An 18715-nucleotide genomic window follows, 5' to 3' on the forward strand; every position below is an offset into this window, starting at 1 on the left:
TCAGAGCACGCCCTCCAGCCAGCCATCGAGCTGTTCGAAGGCGTCGTTGAAGGTGCGGTCGAGTTGCAGCGGGGTGATCGACACGTAGCCCTGCATCACCGCATGGAAGTCCGTGCCCGGGCCGCCGTCCTCGGCGTCACCGGCCACGGCGATCCAGTAGCCTTCCTTGCCACGCGGGTTGACCACCTTGGTCGGCGCCGCAGCCCGGGCACGGTGGCCCAGGCGGGTCAGCTGGAGGCCACGGATGTGCTCCAGCGGCAGGTTGGGGATGTTGATGTTGAGCACGGTACGCGGCGGCAACTGCAGGCGTGCCTGCGCCTCGACCAGGCGCCGGGCGATGTAGGCCGCGGCGGGGAGGTTGTCGGGCTGACGCGACACCAGCGAGAAGGCCAGCGAGGTACCACCGAGGAAACGCCCTTCGAGCGCTGCGGCGACCGTACCGGAATACAGCACGTCATCACCCAGGTTGGCCCCCAGGTTGATGCCCGAGACGACCATGTCCGGGGTGTCTGGCAGCAGGCCGTTGAGCCCCAGGTGCACGCAGTCGGTCGGCGTGCCGTTGAGGCTGATGAAGCCGTTGGCCAAGACCGTCGGGTGCAGCGGCCGGTCCAGCGTCAGCGAACTGCCGGCGCCGCTCTTGTCTTGGTCCGGGGCGATCACCGCGCACTCGGCGTAGTCCGCCAGCGCAGCATGCAGCGCAGCGAGGCCTGGGGCGGTAACACCGTCGTCATTGGAAATCAGAATACGCATGGGCTGTCCGTCTGCCCTGCCGGCACCAGATCGACTAGCTCGCGCACCACGACGGTGGCGAAGCATCCGGCCGGAAGGACGAATTCCAGTTGCAGGATATCAGGCTCGGGATAATGCCACGTCAGCCCGCCAATAGGGAGCCGCAGGATGCGTCGTTCGTGACTCATGCCCGCGCGCGCCAACCAGTTGCACAGTGCCAGGTGCTGCTCGCCGATGCTCGCCTCGAGCGCGCCGGTGGCAGCGCTGGTCGGCGTGGCGCCTTCGCCCCACAGCGGCCCGGTCGGGTGCAGGTCGAGGATCGCCAGGCGCGGATCGGCGCATTCCGCCTCGCCCGCGGCAAAGAAGCTGCGGCTGTCGGTGAAGGCTAGCAGATCACCCACCTGGGCACGTTGCCAGCTGCCATCGGCAACGCGCGCCGCCAGCACCTGGTTGAACAGGTAGCTGCGCCCGGCCGAGAGCAGCCGTGAACGCACGTTGCGCTGTTCCGGCAGCGCTGCACGCGCGGCCCAGTCCTGGGCGTCATGCACGTTGCCGCCGCCATGGCCGAAGCGCTGGCTGCCAAAATAGTTGGGCACACCCTGGGCCTTGAGCTGTTCCAGGCGCGCATCCAGCGCGCCATGCTCGGCCGCCAACGCGGTCAGGCGCAGGGTGAAGCCGTTGGCCGAATGCGCGCCACGTTGCAGCTTGCGCGTGTGGCGCACCTGCTTGAGCACGCGCAGGGTTTCGTCCTCGGCGCGCGACAAGTCGGGATCGGCCTTGCCTGGCAGGTGCAGGCTGAACCACTGCCGGGTCAGGGCCTGACGGTCCTTGAGGCCGGCGTAGCTGATCGAGCGCACCGGTACACCGGCGGCGCGGGCGAGCCGGCGGGCCGCTTCCTCGGTATTCAGGTCACGCTTCTCGACCCACAGCCAGAGGTGTTCACCTTGGCCGGACAGCGGGATATCGAGCACTTCGTCGACCTGGAAATCTTCGGCCACGGCCTTCAGCACGGCACTGCCCAAGGCGTCACCCGAGGCCCGCGGCCCCAGCAATTGCAGTACGTTCATCATGCGTTCAGCAACAGGGCGACCGCATGCACGGCAATCCCTTCCTCGCGGCCGGCGAAGCCGAGCTTTTCAGTGGTGGTGGCCTTGACGTTGACCTGGTCGAGCTCGACCTGCAGGTCTTCGGCGATCAGCTGGCGCATGGTTTCGATATGCGGGGCCATCTTCGGCGCCTGGGCGACGATGGTGGCGTCGACGTTGCCCACCTTCCAGCCCTTGGCCTGGACGATGGCGAGCACATGGCGCAGCAGCACGCGGCTGTCGGCACCCTTGAATTGCGGGTCGGTATCAGGGAAGTGCTTGCCGATGTCGCCCAGCGCCGCGGCGCCCAGCAGGGCATCGCTCAAGGCATGCAACACGACATCGCCGTCGGAATGGGCCAGCAGGCCGTATTTGTGAGGGATACGCACCCCACCCAAGGTAATGAAATCACCGTCGGCAAACCGGTGCACATCGTAGCCATGGCCAATACGCATAGAAAAACGCCCTGATTAAGTCAGGGCGAGATTCTACCTGCTTTGTACTACCTTGGGCGTTTGGTTTTAGGGCTGCGGCGCAGCCCCGCAACGATCAGGCCCGACCCAGCGCCGTCGCATGATGACGCAGGTGCTCGTCGATGAAGCTGGCGATGAAGTAGTAGCTGTGGTCATAGCCCGGCTGCAGACGCAGGGTCAGCGTGTGCCCGGCTTTGCGCGCGGCCTGCTCCAGGGCCTGTGGCTTGAGCTGTGTCTCGAGGAAATCATCGCGATCGCCCTGGTCCACCAGCACCGGTGGGCAATCGCCCGCCGCCGTCTCGGCCAGCAACACGCTGGCATCCCACTCGCGCCAGCGCGCGCGGTCGTCACCCAGGTAACGGGAGAAGGCCTTCTCGCCCCACGGGCAATCCATCGGATTGCTGATCGGCGAGAACGCCGACACCGACTGGTAGCGCCCAGGGTTGCGCAGGGCGCACACCAGCGCGCCGTGCCCACCCATCGAGTGACCGCTGATGCTGCGCTGGTCGGAGGCCGGGAAATGCGCCTCGACCAGGGCCGGCAGCTCTTGCACCACATAGTCATGCATGCGGTAGTGCTGGGCCCACGGCTGCTGGGTGGCGTTGAGGTAGAAGCCGGCACCGAGGCCGAAGTCCCAGGCGCCGTCAGGGTCGCCCGGCACCTGCTCGCCACGCGGGCTGGTGTCGGGGGCGACGATGATCAACCCGAGCTCGGCGGCCAGGCGCTGGGCGCCGGCCTTCTGCATGAAGTTCTCGTCGGTGCAGGTCAGGCCGCTCAGCCAATACAGCACCGGCAGCTTTTCACCCTGCTCGGCCTGCGGGGGCAGGTAGACGGCGAACACCATGTCGCAGCCGAGCACCTTGGAGTGGTGCCGGTAACGCTTGTGCCAGCCGCCGAAGCTTTTCTGGCAGGAGATGTTTTCCAGGCTCATGGCAGACCTCAGAAGTGGATCACGCTGCGGATGCTCTTGCCTTCATGCATCAGGTCGAAGGCCTTGTTGATGTCTTCCAGGCCCATGGTGTGGGTGATGAAGGTGTCCAGCGGGATCTCGCCCTTCTCGGACATTTCAACGTAGCTCGGCAGCTCGCTGCGCCCGCGCACACCGCCGAACGCCGAACCGCGCCAGACGCGACCGGTCACCAGTTGGAACGGTCGGGTGGCGATTTCCTGGCCGGCACCGGCAACGCCGATGATCACCGACTCGCCCCAGCCTTTGTGGCAGCACTCGAGGGCCGCACGCATCAGCTGGACGTTGCCCACACACTCGAACGAGTAATCGACGCCGCCGTCGGTGAGGTCGACGATGACTTCCTGGATCGGGCGGTCGTAGTCTTTCGGGTTGACGCAGTCAGTGGCGCCGAGCTGACGCGCGATGTCGAACTTGCTCGGGTTGATGTCGACGGCAATGATCCGCGCAGCCTTGGCTTTCACCGCGCCGATGATCGCCGACAGGCCAATGCCGCCCAGGCCGAAGATGGCCACGGTGTCACCCGGCTGGACCTTGGCGGTGTTGAGCACGGCGCCGATACCGGTGGTGACGCCGCAGCCGAGCAGGCAGACTTTTTCCAGTGGCGCGTCTTTCTGGATCTTGGCCACGGAGATTTCCGGCAGCACGGTGTACTCGGAGAAGGTCGAGGTGCCCATGTAGTGGAACAGCTGCTGGCCTTTGTAGGAGAAGCGCGTGGTGCCGTCCGGCATCAGGCCCTTGCCCTGGGTGGCACGGATGGCCTGGCACAGGTTGGTCTTGCCCGAGCGGCAGAACTTGCACTGGCCGCACTCTGGGGTGTACAGCGGGATCACATGGTCACCGACCGCGACCGAGGTCACGCCCTCGCCGACCGCCTCGACGATACCGCCGCCTTCATGGCCGAGGATCGACGGGAAGATGCCTTCCGGGTCGGCGCCCGACAAGGTGTAGGCATCGGTGTGGCAGACGCCGCTGGCGACCACGCGCACCAGCACTTCGCCGGCCTTGGGCATGGCCACGTCGACTTCGACGATTTCCAGGGGTTTCTTCGCCTCGAAGGCTACGGCGGCGCGGGACTTGATCATGGGAGGTCTCCAGATAGAGGGTCGATGCAATCCGCGCAGTGTAATTCACCCGTGTTTGATGAATAATCCAGCCAAAGACAAAACATTATTGCTGCACAGGGATAATCATGAGCAACCGCTGGGAAGGCATCGACGAGTTTGTCGCGGTGGCCGAATCGGGCCAGTTCACCGCCGCTGCCGAGCGCCTGGGAGTGTCTTCGTCGCATGTCAGCCGGCAGATCGCCCGCCTTGAAGAGCGCTTGCAGACGCGCCTGCTGTACCGCAGCACCCGGCGTGTAACGCTGAGTGAAGCCGGGCAGACCTTCCTGCAGCATTGCCAGCGCCTGCAGGATGGTCGCGAGGAGGCGCTACGCGCCGTCGGCGACCTGGCCAGCGAACCCAAAGGTTTGCTGCGCATGACCTGTGCGGTGGCCTATGGCGAGCGCTTCATCGTGCCGTTGGTGACCCGCTTCATGGCGCTGTACCCGCAGCTGCGGGTAGAGGTGCAGTTGAGCAACCACACGCTGGACTTGCTGCACGAGGGCATGGATTTGGCGATCCGCCTGGGCCGATTGCAGGACTCGCGCCTGGTCGCCGCGCGCCTGGCGCCTCGACGCATGTTCCTGTGCGCCTCGCCAGCGTACCTGGAGCGGTATGGCCGCCCGCACAGTTTGTCCGAACTGGCGCGGCACAACTGCCTGATCGGCAGCACGGATATCTGGGCGCTGAAGCAGGACGGTCGCGAGTTGAGTCAGCGGGTGCAGGGCAATTGGCGCTGCAACAGTGGCCAGGCGGTGCTGGACGCGGCGCTCCAGGGCATAGGGTTGTGTCAGTTGCCCGACTATTACGTGCTCGAGCACCTCAACAGTGGCGCGCTGGTGTCGTTGCTGGAGGCCCATCAACCGCCGAACACCGCCGTGTGGGCGCTGTACCCGCAGCAGCGGCACCTGTCACCGAAGGTGCGCCGGCTGGTGGATTATCTCAAGGAGGGATTGGCGCAGTTGCCGGAGTATCGGGCTGACTAGCGCGACGCAGGTTTCAGCGGCGTGCGGACCAGCGCTGGCGCAGCCACTCGAGGTCTTCCGGCCGGGTGACCTTGATGTTGTCACTACGCCCTTCGACCAGCCGGGGTGCCTGCCCCGACCATTCGATCGCCGACGCCTCGTCGGTCACGGCCACATCAGACACCAGGCACTCGGCCAGTGCCCGGTGCAACGCGCCGAGGCGAAACATCTGCGGGGTAAAGGCCTGCCAGATCGTGCTGCGGTCTACCGTGGCACTGACCCGGCCACTGGCATCGGCGCGTTTCAGCGTGTCGCGCGCCGGCACGGCCAGCAGCCCACCGACCGGATCATCGGCCAGCTCGGCCAACAACCGGTCCAGATCGCTGCGTGCCAGGTTCGGTCGTGCGGCATCATGCACCAGCACCCAGTCGCCATCCGCCGCCCCTTGGGCATGCAGCAGCAACAAGGCGTTGAGCACCGAGTCGGCGCGCTCGCGGCCACCCGGCGCACGCTGGATACGCGGATCGCTGGCACAGGGCAGGCCCGGCCAGTAAGGGTCATCCGCGGCAATGCTGACCACCACGCCCTTGAGCGTGGGATGGCCCAGAAAACAGTCGAGGCTATGCTCGAGAATCGTCCGCCCGCCCAACTGCAGGTACTGTTTAGGGCGATCGGCAGCCATGCGGGCACCGACGCCCGCAGCAGGAATCACAGCCCAGAAGGCCGGCAGCAAGGCCGTCATTTCTGCGGCAACTGGAAGAGGGTCTCGCCCTCCTTGACCATGCCCAGCTCGTGACGGGCCCGTTCCTCCACGGTCTCCATACCTTTCTTCAACTCCAGGACTTCCGCATCGAGCACGCGATTACGCTCCAGCAGCCGTTCGTTTTCGGCGTGCTGTTCGTCGATCTGCTGCTTGAGCTCGGTCACTTGCGCCAGGCTGCCGCTGCCCACCCAGAGGCGGTACTGCAAGCCACCCAGCAACAGGAGCAAGATGAGAAACAACCAATAAGGACTGCGCATCTAGATATCCAGGGTCAAAAGGCCGCCGCGCCGAAGTCTTATGGGGCTGGTGATAGCACGAAGCCTGGCCGAGGCCAGGCTTCGTCGACAGAAACCCCGTAGGAGGCGCCTGATGTTCAGTACGAACGTTCAGGCATCCTCGGCTGCTGCCTTTTTACCATCTCTTGCTTAGCCGCGAAACTCATCGCGACCACGGTACACCGCCTTGGCGCCCAGTTGCTCTTCGATGCGCAGCAGCTGGTTGTACTTGGACACGCGGTCGGAACGGCACAGCGAGCCCGTCTTGATCTGGCCAGCAGCGGTACCCACGGCCAGGTCGGCAATGGTCGAATCTTCGGTTTCGCCCGAACGGTGCGAGATCACTGCAGTGTAACCAGCAGCCTTGGCCATCTGGATGGCTTCGAGGGTCTCGGTCAGCGAGCCGATCTGGTTGAACTTGATCAGAATCGAGTTACCGATGTTCTTGTCGATGCCTTCCTTGAGGATCTTGGTGTTGGTCACGAACAGGTCGTCACCCACCAGCTGGATCTTCTCGCCGATCTTGTCGGTGAGGATCTTCCAGCCCGCCCAGTCGGACTCGTCCAGGCCGTCTTCGATCGAGATGATCGGGAAGCGCTCGGTCAGGCCCTTGAGGTAGTCAGCGAAGCCTTCGGCGTCGAACGACTTGCCTTCACCGGACAGGTTGTACTTGCCGTCTTCGTAGAACTCGGAAGCCGCGCAGTCGAGGGCCAGGGTCACGTCGGTGCCCAGCTTGTAGCCAGCGTTGGCAACGGCTTCGGCGATGGCCGCCAGGGCGTCTTCGTTGGAGGTCAGGTTCGGTGCGAAACCGCCTTCGTCACCCACGGCAGTGTTCAGGCCACGGGCCTTGAGCACCGCTTTGAGGTGATGGAAGATTTCGGTGCCCATGCGCAGGCCGTCGGAGAAGGTCTTGGCGCCAACCGGCTGAACCATGAACTCTTGAATGTCGACGTTGTTGTCGGCGTGCTCGCCACCGTTGATGATGTTCATCATCGGCACCGGCATCGAGTACTGACCCGGAGTGCCGTTGAGGTTGGCGATGTGCGCGTACAGCGGCAGGTCCTGGTCCTGGGCAGCGGCTTTGGCGGCGGCCAGGGAAACAGCCAGGATGGCGTTGGCGCCCAGGGTGGCCTTGTTCTCGGTACCGTCCAGGGCGATCATCGCGTGGTCGAGGGCTTTCTGGTCGACCGGGTCCTTGCCCAGCAGCAGCTCGCGGATCGGGCCGTTGATATTGGCAACGGCTTTCAGCACGCCCTTGCCCATGTAACGGCTCTTGTCGCCATCACGCAGCTCAAGCGCTTCGCGCGAGCCGGTGGAAGCACCGGACGGCGCGCACGCGCTGCCGATGATGCCGTTGTCGAGCAGTACATCGGCTTCCACGGTGGGGTTGCCACGCGAATCGAGAACTTCACGACCTTTGATGTCGACGATCTTTGCCATTGTTGTAAGCACTCCAGAATTGACGAAAACAACGCAGCTTAGGGAATTCGAGCCTTTCACCAGGCGAATATGCAGAGGGCAGGCCTGGGAAGGGGAGCCCCTGACCGGCAGGTCAGGGGTTGGAACGGGCGGTACTTTACCCGAGAAATGAGCGTTACGCGGTTTCTACCGTCGGAAAACTTTTCACCAGGTCGTCCAGTTGCTTGAGCTGGGCCAGGAAAGGCTCCAGCTTGTCCAGGCGCAGGGCGCATGGGCCGTCGCACTTGGCGTTGTCCGGGTCCGGGTGGGCTTCCAGGAACAAGCCCGCCAGGCCTTGGCTCATGCCCGCCTTGGCCAGGTCGGTGACCTGGGCACGGCGACCACCGGCAGAGTCGGCACGGCCGCCCGGCGTCTGCAGGGCGTGGGTCACGTCGAAGAACACCGGGTACTCGAACTGCTTCATGATGCCGAAGCCGAGCATGTCCACGACCAGGTTGTTGTAGCCGAAGCTCGAACCACGCTCACAGAGGATCAACTGATCGTTACCCGCCTCCACGCACTTGGAGAGGATGTGTTTCATCTCGTGCGGCGCGAGGAACTGGGCCTTCTTGATGTTGATCACCGCGCCGGTCTTGGCCATCGCCACCACCAGGTCGGTCTGCCGCGACAGGAAGGCCGGCAGCTGGATGATGTCGCAGACCTCTGCCACCGGCTCGCACTGATACGGCTCGTGCACGTCGGTGATGACCGGCACGTTGAAGGTGCGCTTGATCTCTTCGAAGATCTTCAGCCCTTCTTCCATGCCCGGGCCCCGGTACGAGGCGACCGACGAGCGGTTGGCCTTGTCGAAGCTGGCCTTGAATACGTAGGGGATACCGAGCTTCTCGGTAACCCGCACGTACTCTTCGCAGACCTTCAGGGCCAGGTCACGGGATTCCAGCACGTTCATGCCGCCGAACAGAACGAACGGCTTGTCGTTGGCGATCTCGATGTTACCGACGCGAATGATCTTCTGGGTCATGGGTCAGGCCTTGTTCTTCTGCACCAGTGCCGCCTTGACGAAGCCGCTGAACAGCGGGTGGCCGTCACGCGGGGTCGAGGTGAACTCTGGGTGGAACTGGCAGGCGACGAACCATGGGTGGTCCTTGGACTCGACCACTTCGACCAGCGCGCCGTCGCCGGAGCGACCGGAGATCACCAGGCCAGCATCGACCAGCTGTGGCAGCAGGTTGTTGTTGACCTCGTAACGGTGGCGATGGCGCTCGACGATCACGTCCTTGCCGTAGCAGTCGTGGACTTTCGAGTTGCCGCTGAGCTGGCATTCCTGCGCGCCCAGACGCATGGTGCCGCCCAGGTCGGAGGTTTCGGTGCGAGTCTCGACGGTGCCGGTGTTGTCGGCCCATTCGGTGATCAGGCCGACCACTGGGTGGCCGCTGGCACGGTCGAACTCGGTGGAGTTGGCGTCGGTCCAGCCCATCACGTTACGGGCGAACTCGATCACGGCAACCTGCATACCCAGGCAGATACCCAGGTACGGCACCTTGTTCTCACGGGCGAACTGCACCGCCTTGATCTTGCCTTCCACGCCACGCAGGCCGAAACCGCCCGGGACGAGGATCGCATCGGCGCCTTCGAGCAGGCTGGTGCCCTGGTTCTCGATGTCTTCGGAGTCGATGTAGCGCAGGTTGACCTTGGTGCGGTTCTGGATACCGGCGTGGCTCATCGCTTCGATCAGCGACTTGTAGGCATCCAGCAGCTCCATGTACTTGCCGACCATGGCGATGGTGACTTCATGCTCAGGGTTGAGCTTGGCGTCGACCACTTTGTCCCACTCGGACAGGTCAGCGCTGTCGCACTGCAGGCCGAAGCGCTCGGTGACGAAGTCATCGAGGCCCTGAGCATGCAGGATGCCCGGGATCTTGTAGATGGTGTCGGCGTCTTCCAGGGCGATCACCGCACGTTCTTCAACGTTGGTGAACTGAGCGATCTTGCGGCGCGACGAGCTGTCGATCGGGTGATCGGAGCGGCACACCAGCACGTCAGGCTGCAGGCCGATGGAGCGCAGCTCCTTGACCGAGTGCTGGGTCGGCTTGGTCTTGGTCTCGCCCGCGGTGGCGATGTACGGGACCAGGGTCAGGTGCATCAGCATCGCGCGCTTGGCGCCGACTTCGAAACGCAGCTGGCGGATCGCCTCGAGGAACGGCTGCGACTCGATGTCACCGACCGTACCGCCGATTTCCACCAGGGCCACGTCGGCATCGCCGGCACCCTTGATGATGCGACGCTTGATCTCGTCGGTGATGTGCGGGATGACCTGGATGGTCGCGCCCAGGTAGTCACCACGGCGCTCCTTGCGCAGGACGTGCTCGTAGACACGGCCGGTGGTGAAGTTGTTGTTCTGGGTCATGGTCGTGCGGATGAACCGCTCGTAGTGGCCCAGGTCAAGGTCGGTTTCAGCGCCATCGTGGGTGACGAACACCTCACCGTGCTGGAACGGGCTCATCGTGCCCGGATCGACGTTGATGTACGGATCCAGCTTGAGCATGGTGACCTTGAGTCCCCGCGCTTCCAGGATGGCCGCCAGGGAAGCCGAGGCAATGCCTTTCCCCAATGAAGAAACAACACCGCCCGTGACGAATATGTAGCGCGTCATGAAAAACCCTAGAAGTCTGCGTTAAAGCGGCCAGCGCCGCCGGAGAAAGCGAAGGAAGGCCGAAGCCCCCGATCACCTGCGTCAATCACAGTGCATCTCGAAAAACTGCCGCGTCTGTACAGACCAGGGTTATCCCCGGCATGGAGCTCGCTCGTCATTTTAAGAAATCAGCCCAGCAAAAAACTGCTTGGTAATCGGCAACTGCTGTGTTTTCGATGAAGCCACAGAAGTTGTATCAAGAAGGGAGGGTAGTCTACCGGAATGTACCCTTCAGCTCAAACCTTGCGCGTTCGTCGGTAACTGCCAGTCGAGCGCGCAGTCATCCTGAGCCAGTGCCGGCAGATTGGCGACGGCGAGCAAACGCTCGCCGCAATACAGCAACGGCAGGCGCGAACGCACGAAATGCGGGACCTGGCGCTCATTCAGCAGACGCTTCAAGTCGCGATGGCCACGGTCTTTCAGGGCCAGCACCTCGCCGCCCTGGCGGTAGGCGATACGCAGGTCGTGCGCCGGGGTGGCGCCGCTCAAGCGCACGCTGCCATTGCCCGGCAACGCCAGCGGCACGCTCGGGTTGGCCCACGCCTGCTCGCCGGCAACCGGTTGCAGCCAGTCACCGCTGAGCCACCAGATGCGCCCATGGCTGCGTTGCAGTTGGCCGTCCGTCAGGCGCCACAACGGTTGCGCGTCATCGGCGGCGTCGCGCAGGGTTGCCCAGCCGGCCCAATGGCGCGCATCCGGCAACCGCGTGCGGCTGCTGAGCCAGTATTGCAGGGCGTTGCGCTGACGGGCGGGTGACAGCGCCTGGAGCGCGGCCAGGGCGAGTGAATCCAGCCCTGGCCATTCGGCCGGAGCGCCCTGCCCTGCAATGGCCAGGTCGTCCCTGGCGAGCTCGTCGAGCAGGCTCAGGGCCTCACCGAGATGCCCCGCACTGCGCGCCAGGCTCTGGCTGGCTTGCGGCCAGCGCTGGCGCAGCAGCGGCAAAATGTCGCCCCGCAGGAAGTTACGCGCGAAGTGCGTGTCGGCATTGGACGGGTCTTCGATCCACGACAGCCCCGCATGCTCGGCATAGCCGTGCAATTGATCGCGCGCGAGGGCCAGCAGCGGCCTGACCAGGTGGCCCTGGCCCAACGGCCTGATCGCCGGCATGGCGGCCAGGCCACGCAGCCCGGCCCCGCGCAACAGTCGAAAGAGCAAGGTCTCGGCCTGATCGTCGCGGTGCTGGCCGGTGAACAGCACTTCACCTGGCGCAAGGAGGTCGCTGAAGGCCTGGTAGCGGGCATCGCGCGCGGCCTGCTCGAGGCTGGCGCCGGGGGCGACCTGGACGTGGATGACCTGGAGTTCGACTCCGAGGCTGTCGCACAGGGCTTGGCAATGGGCTGGCCAGGCGTCGGCGGCCGATTGCAGGCCATGATGGACATGCAGGGCACGCAAGGGGGGCGCGTCGTGGGTGCGGGCGTAGGCGGCGAGCAGGTGCAGGAGGACGGTGGAGTCCAGGCCGCCAGAGAGGGCGACAGACCAGGCGGGCGATTGCTGCCAGGGAGAAAGGGTCGAGGTGAGGTCGATCATCTTTGCCTCACTGGAGAATGCCGGGGCCGCTTTGCGGCCCATTCGCGACACAAGGCCGCTCCCACAAGGACGGCGCCGCTTTCGAGGCGTGCGCGGTACCTGTGGGAGCGGCCTTGTGTCGCGAATGGGCTGCGAAGCAGCCCCAGCGGCCTCAAGACAGAATCAGAGACCGTAGCTCATCAGGCGATCATAACGGCGCTTGAGCAGCGCGTCGTGATCGAACTTGCCGAGCATGTCCAGCTGCTCGATCAGGTCGGCACGGATACTGGCGGACATTTTCGCCGGGTCACGGTGGGCGCCGCCCAGCGGCTCGGAGATCACCTTGTCGACGATGTTCAGGCTCTTCAGGCGCTCGGCAGTGATGCCCATCGCTTCGGCGGCATCAGGCGCCTTGTCGGCGGTCTTCCACAGGATCGACGCGCAACCTTCCGGCGAGATCACCGCGTAGGTCGAGTACTGCAGCATGTTCAGCTGGTCGCAGACACCGATCGCCAGCGCGCCGCCGGAGCCGCCCTCACCGATCACGGTGGCGATGATCGGGGTTTTCAAGCGCGCCATGACACGCAGGTTCCAGGCAATCGCTTCGCTCTGGTTGCGCTCTTCAGCGTCGATGCCTGGGTAAGCGCCCGGGGTATCGATGAAGGTCAGGATCGGCATCTTGAAGCGCTCGGCCATTTCCATCAGGCGGCACGCCTTGCGGTAGCCCTCTGGGCGCGGCATACCGAAGTTGCGGCGAACCTTTTCGCGCACTTCACGGCCCTTCTGGTGACCGATGACCATCACTGGCTTGCCATCCAGGCGGGCGGTACCGCCGACGATCGCAGCGTCATCGGAGAAGTGCCGGTCACCGTGCAGTTCTTCGAACTCGGTGAAGATGTGCTGCAGGTAGTCCAGGGTGTAAGGACGACGCGGGTGACGCGCCAGTCGGGCGATCTGCCAGCTGGTGAGGTTGCCGAAAATACTTTCGGTCAGGGTACTGCTCTTGTCCTGCAGACGGGAAATCTCATCGCTGATGTTCAGCGAGTTGTCGTTGCCGACCAGGCGCAGCTCTTCGATCTTGGCTTGCAGGTCGGCAATCGGCTGTTCGAAATCGAGGAAATTCGGGTTCATAGGCATCCGTCTTGGGTCTACGGCCAGGCGGCCGGCCGGTTGATCCGTTTGGCGCCCTACCTTAAGGGATCAGGCGCATTCAGGTCGAGATTAAATTCGTCGCATTTAGCGGTATTGCAGGAAGACGTTCTCACGCCCGAACTGGTCACGCAGGGCCTGAATCAGGCCATCGGCCGGGTCAATCGACCAATCGTCGCCAAACTGCAGCATGGCCTTGGCATCGCTGCCGGTGTATTCCAGGGTGATCGGGCAGCCACCGCGATGGCGGGTGATCAGCTCACCCAGCCAGCTCAGCCGGTCGCCCTTGAGCGCATCGTGCGCGATCTTCAGGCGCAGGCTCTCGGCCAGGCGCGTGCGGGCGTCTTCCATGGTCATCACTTGCTTGACCCGCAGGCGCAGGCCACCGGAGAAATCATCGTTGCTCACCTCGCCTTCGACCACCACCATGGCGTCGGTCTGCAGCAAGGCCTGGGCCGCCATGAAGGAGTCGGCGAACAGCGACGCCTCGATGCGCCCGGAGCGGTCATCGAGGGTGACGAAGCCCATCTTGTCACCCTTCTTGTTCTTCATGACCCGCAGGGCAATGATCATCCCGGCGACCGTCTGCACTTCACGTGACGGCTTGAGGTCGATGATGCGCTGGCGGGCGAAGCGGCGGATCTCGCCCTCGTACTCGTCGATCGGGTGGCCGGTCAGGTACAGTCCGAGGGTGTCTTTCTCACCCTTCAGGCGCTCCTTGAGGGTCAGGTCGCGCGCCTTGCGGTGACTGGCATAGACGTCGACGTCCTCGGTGACCAGCAGGCCGCCGAACAGGTCGATGTGCCCGCTGTCGGCGGTGCGCGCGGTCTGTTCGGCCGACTTGACCGCCTCTTCGAGGGCCGTCAGCAGCACGGCCCGGTTACGGTCGACATTGGCCTGGTAGGCCTTGATCTCGTCGTGGAAGTACGGGCCGAGGCGGTCCAGCGCACCACTGCGGATCAGCGCATCGAGGGTGCGCTTGTTGACGCGCTTGAGGTCGATCCGCTCGCAGAAGTCGAACAGGTCCTTGAACGGCCCGCCGGCGCTGCGCGCTTCGACGATGGCCTCTACCGGACCCTCACCCACGCCCTTGATCGCCCCCAGGCCATAGATGATGCGGCCATCGGGGTCGACCGTGAACTTGAACTCGGAGGCGTTCACGTCCGGCGCGTCGAGGCGCAACTTCATGTTGCGCACTTCTTCGATCAGCACCACCACCTTGTCGGTGTTGTGCATGTCCGCCGACAGTACCGCGGCCATGAACGGCGCCGGGTAGTGAGTCTTGAGCCAGGCGGTCTGGTACGAGACCAGGCCGTAGGCGGCCGAGTGCGACTTGTTGAAGCCGTAGCCGGCGAATTTTTCTACCAGGTCGAAGATGTTCCCCGCCAGCTCGCCATCGATGCCGTTGTTGGCGCAACCCTCGATGAAACCGCCGCGCTGCTTGGCCATCTCTTCGGGTTTTTTCTTACCCATCGCCCGGCGCAGCATGTCGGCGCCACCGAGGGTGTAGCCGGCCATCACCTGGGCGATCTGCATCACCTGTTCCTGGTACAGGATGATGCCGTAGGTCGGCGCCAGGACCGGCTGCAGGCCGTCGTACTGGTAGTCCGGGTGCGGGTAGGCGAGCTCGGCGCGACCGTGCTTGCGGTTGATGAAGTCGTCGACCATGCCCGACTGCAGCGGGCCGGGGCGGAACAACGCCACCAGTGCGATCAGGTCTTCCAGGCAGTCAGGCTTGAGCTTCTTGATCAGCTCTTTCATGCCGCGCGACTCGAGCTGGAACACCGCCGTGGTCTCGGCCTTCTGCAGCAGCTCGTAGGTCTTCTTGTCGTCCAGCGGGATGAAGTCGATGTTCAGGTCGGGCAGGTCGCTCTTGGCCTGCTCACGGTTGATCGTCTCCATCGCCCACTTGATGATGGTCAGGGTACGCAGGCCGAGGAAGTCGAACTTGACCAGGCCAGCGGCCTCGACGTCGTCCTTGTCGAACTGGGTCACCAGGCCGCCGCCCTCTTCGTCACAGGCGATCGGCGAGAAGTCGGTCAGCTTGGTCGGCGCGATGACCACGCCACCGGCGTGCTTGCCGGTGCCTCGACAGACGCCCTCGAGCTTGAGGGCCATGTCCCAGATCTCGCGGCCATCCTCGTCGCTCTTGAGGAAGTCACGGAGGATCTCTTCCTGCTCGTAGGCCTTCTCCAGGGTCATGCCGACTTCGAACGGAATCATCTTCGACAGGCGGTCGGCCAGGCCGTAGGACTTGCCCTGCACCCGCGCCACGTCGCGCACCACCGCCTTGGCGGCCATGGTGCCGAAGGTGATGATCTGGCTGACCGCATTGCGCCCGTAGGCGTCGGCGACGTACTCGATGACCCGGTCGCGACCGTCCATGCAGAAGTCGACGTCGAAGTCGGGCATGGAGACCCGCTCAGGGTTGAGGAAGCGCTCGAACAGCAGGTCGTAGGCCAGCGGGTCGAGGTCGGTGATCTTCAGCACGTAGGCGACCAGCGAGCCGGCACCCGAACCCCGGCCCGGGCCGACCGGCACGCCGTTGCTCTTGGCCCACTTGATGAAGTCCATGACGATCAGGAAGTAACCGGGGAAGCCCATCTGGATGATGATATCCAGCTCGAACTTCAGCCGGTCCAGGTAGACCTGGCGCTTGGCGTCGTAATCGTCGGTGGTGTCCTTGGGCAGGATCACCGTCAGGCGGTCTTCCAGGCCCTCGTGGGACACATGCCGCAGGTAATCGTCGATACCCATGCCGTTGGGCGTGGGGAAGTCGGGCAGGAAGTGCTTGCCCAGCTGGACCTGGATGTTGCAGCGCTTGGCGATCTCCACGGTGTTGGCCACGGCGTCCGGCAGGTCACTGAACAGCTCGGCCATTTCTTCCTGGCTCTTCAGGTACTGCTGGTCGCTGTACAGGCGCGGGCGCCGCGGGTCGTCGAGGGTCCAGCCCTCGCCGATGCACACGCGCGTCTCGTGGGCGTCGAAATCGGTCTGCTTGATGAAGCGCACATCGTTGGTCGCCACCAGCGGCGCACCGAGGCGATCGGCCAGGGCCACGGCGGCGTGCAGGTATTCTTCGTCACCGGCGCGGTTGGTGCGCTGCACTTCCACGTAGAAACGCCCGGGGAACATGCCCATCCAGTCACGCAGGAGCGCTTCGGCCTCTTCATGCCGGCTGCCCAGCAGGGCCACGCCGATGTCGCCTTCACGCGCGGCGGAAAGCGCGATCAAGCCCTCGCTGGCGGGCGGGATCCAGTCACGCTGGATGATCACCAGGCCATTGCGCTGGCCGTCGACCCAGCCGCGCGAGATCAGTTCGGTGAGGTTGCGGTAACCCTTGGGGTTCATCGCCAGGAAGCAGATGCGCGACAGCGGTGCTTCCGCGTCGGCACCGGCCAGCCACAGGTCGGCGCCGCAGATCGGCTTGATCCCCGCACCCATCGCGTTCTTGTAGAACTTCACCAGCGAGCACATGTTGCTCTGGTCGGTGATCGCCACCGCCGGCATGTTCATCCCGGCCAAGGCCTTGGCCAGCGGCTTGATCCGTACCAGGCCATCGACCAGGGAAAATTCGGAGTGCACGCGAAGGTGAACGAAGGAAACCGACATGGAGGGTCCTATAGCAGAGCGAGACAACAAGCGCGGGATTGTACCGTAAATGTGCTTGGCTTAAATGTTGGGTGAAGCTATTGGGGCCGCTTCGCGCCCCTTCGCGGCGGTCCGGCGTCCCGGCAAGCCCGCCCCCACAAGGACGGCGCCGCTCTCGAAGTCAGCGCCGTATCTGTGGGAGCGGGTTCACCCGCGAAGGGCTGCGAAGCGGCCCCAATACGCCGATCAGATCAGCGAGGTAGAAACGCCTTCACGCGCTTCATAGGCTGCGCGCACTGGCGCAAACGAGCGCCGATGAATCGGCGTAGGCCCCAGGCGTGCCAGCGCCTCGAGGTGCACTGGCGTCGGGTAGCCCTTGTGCCCGCCCATCCCATAGCCGGGATAGATCAGCTCGAATGCACTCATCTCGCGATCGCGGGTGACCTTGGCCAGGATCGACGCCGCGGCGATCGCCGGCACCTTGGCGTCACCCTGCACCACCGGCGCCGAAGGCACGTCCAGCTTGGGGCAACGGTTGCCGTCGATCAGCGCCAGTTTCGGCGTGACGCTCAGGCCCTCGACCGCGCGCTGCATGGCCAGCATGGTCGCCTGGAGGATGTTCAGGCGGTCGATTTCATCGACCTCGGCGCGGGCGATACAAAAGCTCAAGGCTTTTTCGCAGATCTCGTCGAACAGCGCTTCACGCTTGGCTTCGGTGAGCTTCTTCGAGTCGTTGAGGCCAAGGATCGGCCGGTTCGGGTCGAGAATCACCGCCGCGGTGACCACCGCGCCGCAGAGCGGGCCACGACCGACTTCGTCGACGCCGGCAACCAGCTCTTCGACCAAGGTGAAATCCAGTCCCATCTGCATCTAGCGTTGCTCCAACAAGGCAAGCACCGCCTCTGCCGCCTGGTTCGAGGCGTCACGGCGCAAGGTGCGGTGGATCTGATCAAAAGATTCGGTCTGCTGGCTGCCATCGGCCACCAGCGGCGCCAGGGTCTGCGCCAGGGCTTCGCTGGTGGCGGCGTCCTGCAGCAGCTCGGGCACCAGCAGGCGCTGGGCCAGCAGGTTGGGCAGCGACACGTACGGGCTCTTCACCAGGCGCTTGAGGATCCAGTAGGTCAATGGCGCCAGGCGATAGGCGACCACCATCGGCCGCTTGTACAGCATCGCTTCCAGGGTCGCCGTGCCCGAGGCGATCAACACCGCATCACAGGCCGCCAGCGCCAGGTGCGACTGGCCGTCGAGCAGGGTCAGCGGCAGGTCGCGCCCATCGAGCATCTGCTCGATCTGCGCCCGCCGCGTCGGGTTGGCACAGGGCAGCACGAAACGCACGCCCGGCACTAGCTGGCGCAGGCGTTCGGCGGCATCCAGGAACAACGCCCCCAGACGGCCGACTTCGCCGCCCCGGCTGCCCGGCATCAGCGCGACCAACGGCCCTTGGGTCATACCCAGCTCGGCACGGGCGGCCTGGCGATCAGCGTCCAGCGGGATGGTGTCGGCCAACGGATGGCCAACGAAGCGCACCGGCACGCCCTGCTCTTCATAGAAGCGCGCCTCGAACGGCAGCAGGGTCAGCATCAGGTCGCAGCCTTCGCGGATCTTCAGCACGCGCTTCTGCCGCCAGGCCCAGACCGAGGGGCTGACGTAGTGCACGGTCTTGATCCCGGCCTGACGCAGTTTCAATTCGATATTGAGGGTGAAGTCCGGCGCATCGATGCCGATGAACACATCCGGCTGCTCGGCGATCAGGGTCTGGATCAGCAGCTTGCGGCGCTTGAGCAGCTCACGCAGGCGCCCCAGCACCTCGACCAGGCCCATGACCGCCAGGCGCTCCATGGGGAAATATGACTGCATGCCCTCGGCTTCCATCAACGGCCCACCGACCCCGATGAACCGCACGTCCGGATGGCGCGCCTTGAGCGCGCGCATCAAACCGGAGCCGAGAATATCGCCGCTGGCCTCACCCGCGACCAACGCAACGCACAGTTGGCCCAT

General features: G+C 64.5%; 16 protein-coding genes. 1 reads left to right on the top strand and 15 read right to left on the bottom strand.

What is annotated here, in order from left to right; translation table 11 throughout:
• From surE to CCOS865_RS22455, 5 genes are all read right to left on the bottom strand, one after another.
• Positions 1–750, bottom strand: coding sequence for a 5'/3'-nucleotidase SurE (gene surE / locus CCOS865_RS22435; protein ID WP_119144951.1), 750 nt, complete (start codon positions 748–750; stop codon positions 1–3).
• Positions 738–1796, bottom strand: a complete 1059-nt coding sequence (truD, locus tag CCOS865_RS22440; RefSeq protein ID WP_119144953.1) for a tRNA pseudouridine(13) synthase TruD — start codon at positions 1794–1796, stop codon at positions 738–740. Before truD ends, surE begins: the two co-directional genes overlap by 13 nt.
• Positions 1796–2269: a 2-C-methyl-D-erythritol 2,4-cyclodiphosphate synthase gene (gene ispF / locus CCOS865_RS22445; protein ID WP_119144955.1), complete on the bottom strand. Its 474-nt coding sequence runs from the start codon at positions 2267–2269 to the stop codon at positions 1796–1798. The genes truD and ispF overlap by 1 nt, the downstream gene beginning before the upstream one ends.
• A gap of 94 nt (positions 2270–2363) precedes the next feature.
• Entirely contained in the window at positions 2364–3218 is an 855-nt protein-coding gene (fghA, locus tag CCOS865_RS22450; RefSeq protein WP_119144956.1) for an S-formylglutathione hydrolase, read from the bottom strand.
• A gap of 8 nt (positions 3219–3226) precedes the next feature.
• Entirely contained in the window at positions 3227–4339 is a 1113-nt protein-coding gene (locus CCOS865_RS22455; RefSeq protein ID WP_119144958.1) for an S-(hydroxymethyl)glutathione dehydrogenase/class III alcohol dehydrogenase, read from the bottom strand.
• Between the two features lie 107 nt (positions 4340–4446).
• Here CCOS865_RS22455 and CCOS865_RS22460 point away from each other — a divergent pair, with 107 nt between their 5' ends.
• Positions 4447–5343, top strand: a complete 897-nt coding sequence (locus tag CCOS865_RS22460) for a LysR family transcriptional regulator (protein WP_119144960.1) — start codon at positions 4447–4449, stop codon at positions 5341–5343.
• Between the two features lie 13 nt (positions 5344–5356).
• On the opposite strand, the gene ispD is transcribed toward CCOS865_RS22460, so the two are convergent.
• The 10 genes from ispD to lpxB all read right to left on the bottom strand — a co-directional run bounded on the left by ispD (position 5357) and on the right by lpxB (position 18715).
• Positions 5357–6064 carry a 2-C-methyl-D-erythritol 4-phosphate cytidylyltransferase gene (gene ispD / locus CCOS865_RS22465; RefSeq protein ID WP_119144962.1) on the bottom strand — a complete coding sequence of 236 codons (708 nt, stop codon included), beginning with the start codon at positions 6062–6064 and terminating at the stop codon, positions 5357–5359.
• Positions 6061–6342, bottom strand: coding sequence for a cell division protein FtsB (gene ftsB / locus CCOS865_RS22470; protein WP_119144964.1), 282 nt, complete (start codon positions 6340–6342; stop codon positions 6061–6063). Before ftsB ends, ispD begins: the two co-directional genes overlap by 4 nt.
• Before the next feature lie 168 nt (positions 6343–6510).
• Positions 6511–7800, bottom strand: coding sequence for a phosphopyruvate hydratase (eno, locus tag CCOS865_RS22475; RefSeq protein ID WP_119144966.1), 1290 nt, complete (start codon positions 7798–7800; stop codon positions 6511–6513).
• A gap of 154 nt (positions 7801–7954) precedes the next feature.
• A complete protein-coding gene (kdsA, locus tag CCOS865_RS22480) occupies positions 7955–8800 on the bottom strand; it encodes a 3-deoxy-8-phosphooctulonate synthase (RefSeq protein ID WP_119144967.1) in 846 nt (281 codons plus the stop codon).
• Between the two features lie 3 nt (positions 8801–8803).
• Positions 8804–10432 carry a CTP synthase gene (locus CCOS865_RS22485; RefSeq protein ID WP_119144969.1) on the bottom strand — a complete coding sequence of 543 codons (1629 nt, stop codon included), beginning with the start codon at positions 10430–10432 and terminating at the stop codon, positions 8804–8806.
• A gap of 270 nt (positions 10433–10702) precedes the next feature.
• Positions 10703–11998, bottom strand: a complete 1296-nt coding sequence (tilS, locus tag CCOS865_RS22490; RefSeq protein ID WP_119144971.1) for a tRNA lysidine(34) synthetase TilS — start codon at positions 11996–11998, stop codon at positions 10703–10705.
• 162 nt (positions 11999–12160) lie between these two features.
• Complete coding sequence (locus CCOS865_RS22500; protein WP_119144975.1) at positions 12161–13108, bottom strand: acetyl-CoA carboxylase carboxyltransferase subunit alpha; 948 nt, start codon at positions 13106–13108, stop codon at positions 12161–12163.
• Positions 13109–13213: 105 nt separating this feature from the next.
• Positions 13214–16738, bottom strand: a complete 3525-nt coding sequence (gene dnaE / locus CCOS865_RS22505) for a DNA polymerase III subunit alpha (RefSeq protein ID WP_119144977.1) — start codon at positions 16736–16738, stop codon at positions 13214–13216.
• A 225-nt stretch (positions 16739–16963) separates the two neighbouring features.
• Complete coding sequence (gene rnhB, locus CCOS865_RS22510) at positions 16964–17587, bottom strand: ribonuclease HII (RefSeq protein WP_119144979.1); 624 nt, start codon at positions 17585–17587, stop codon at positions 16964–16966.
• On the bottom strand, positions 17588–18715 hold the full coding sequence (gene lpxB, locus CCOS865_RS22515; protein WP_119144981.1) for a lipid-A-disaccharide synthase: 1128 nt from the start codon (positions 18713–18715) through the stop codon (positions 17588–17590). It abuts the gene before it with no gap.

The sequence above is a fragment of the Pseudomonas reidholzensis genome (genome assembly GCF_900536025.1).
Classification (GTDB): domain Bacteria; phylum Pseudomonadota; class Gammaproteobacteria; order Pseudomonadales; family Pseudomonadaceae; genus Aquipseudomonas; species Aquipseudomonas reidholzensis.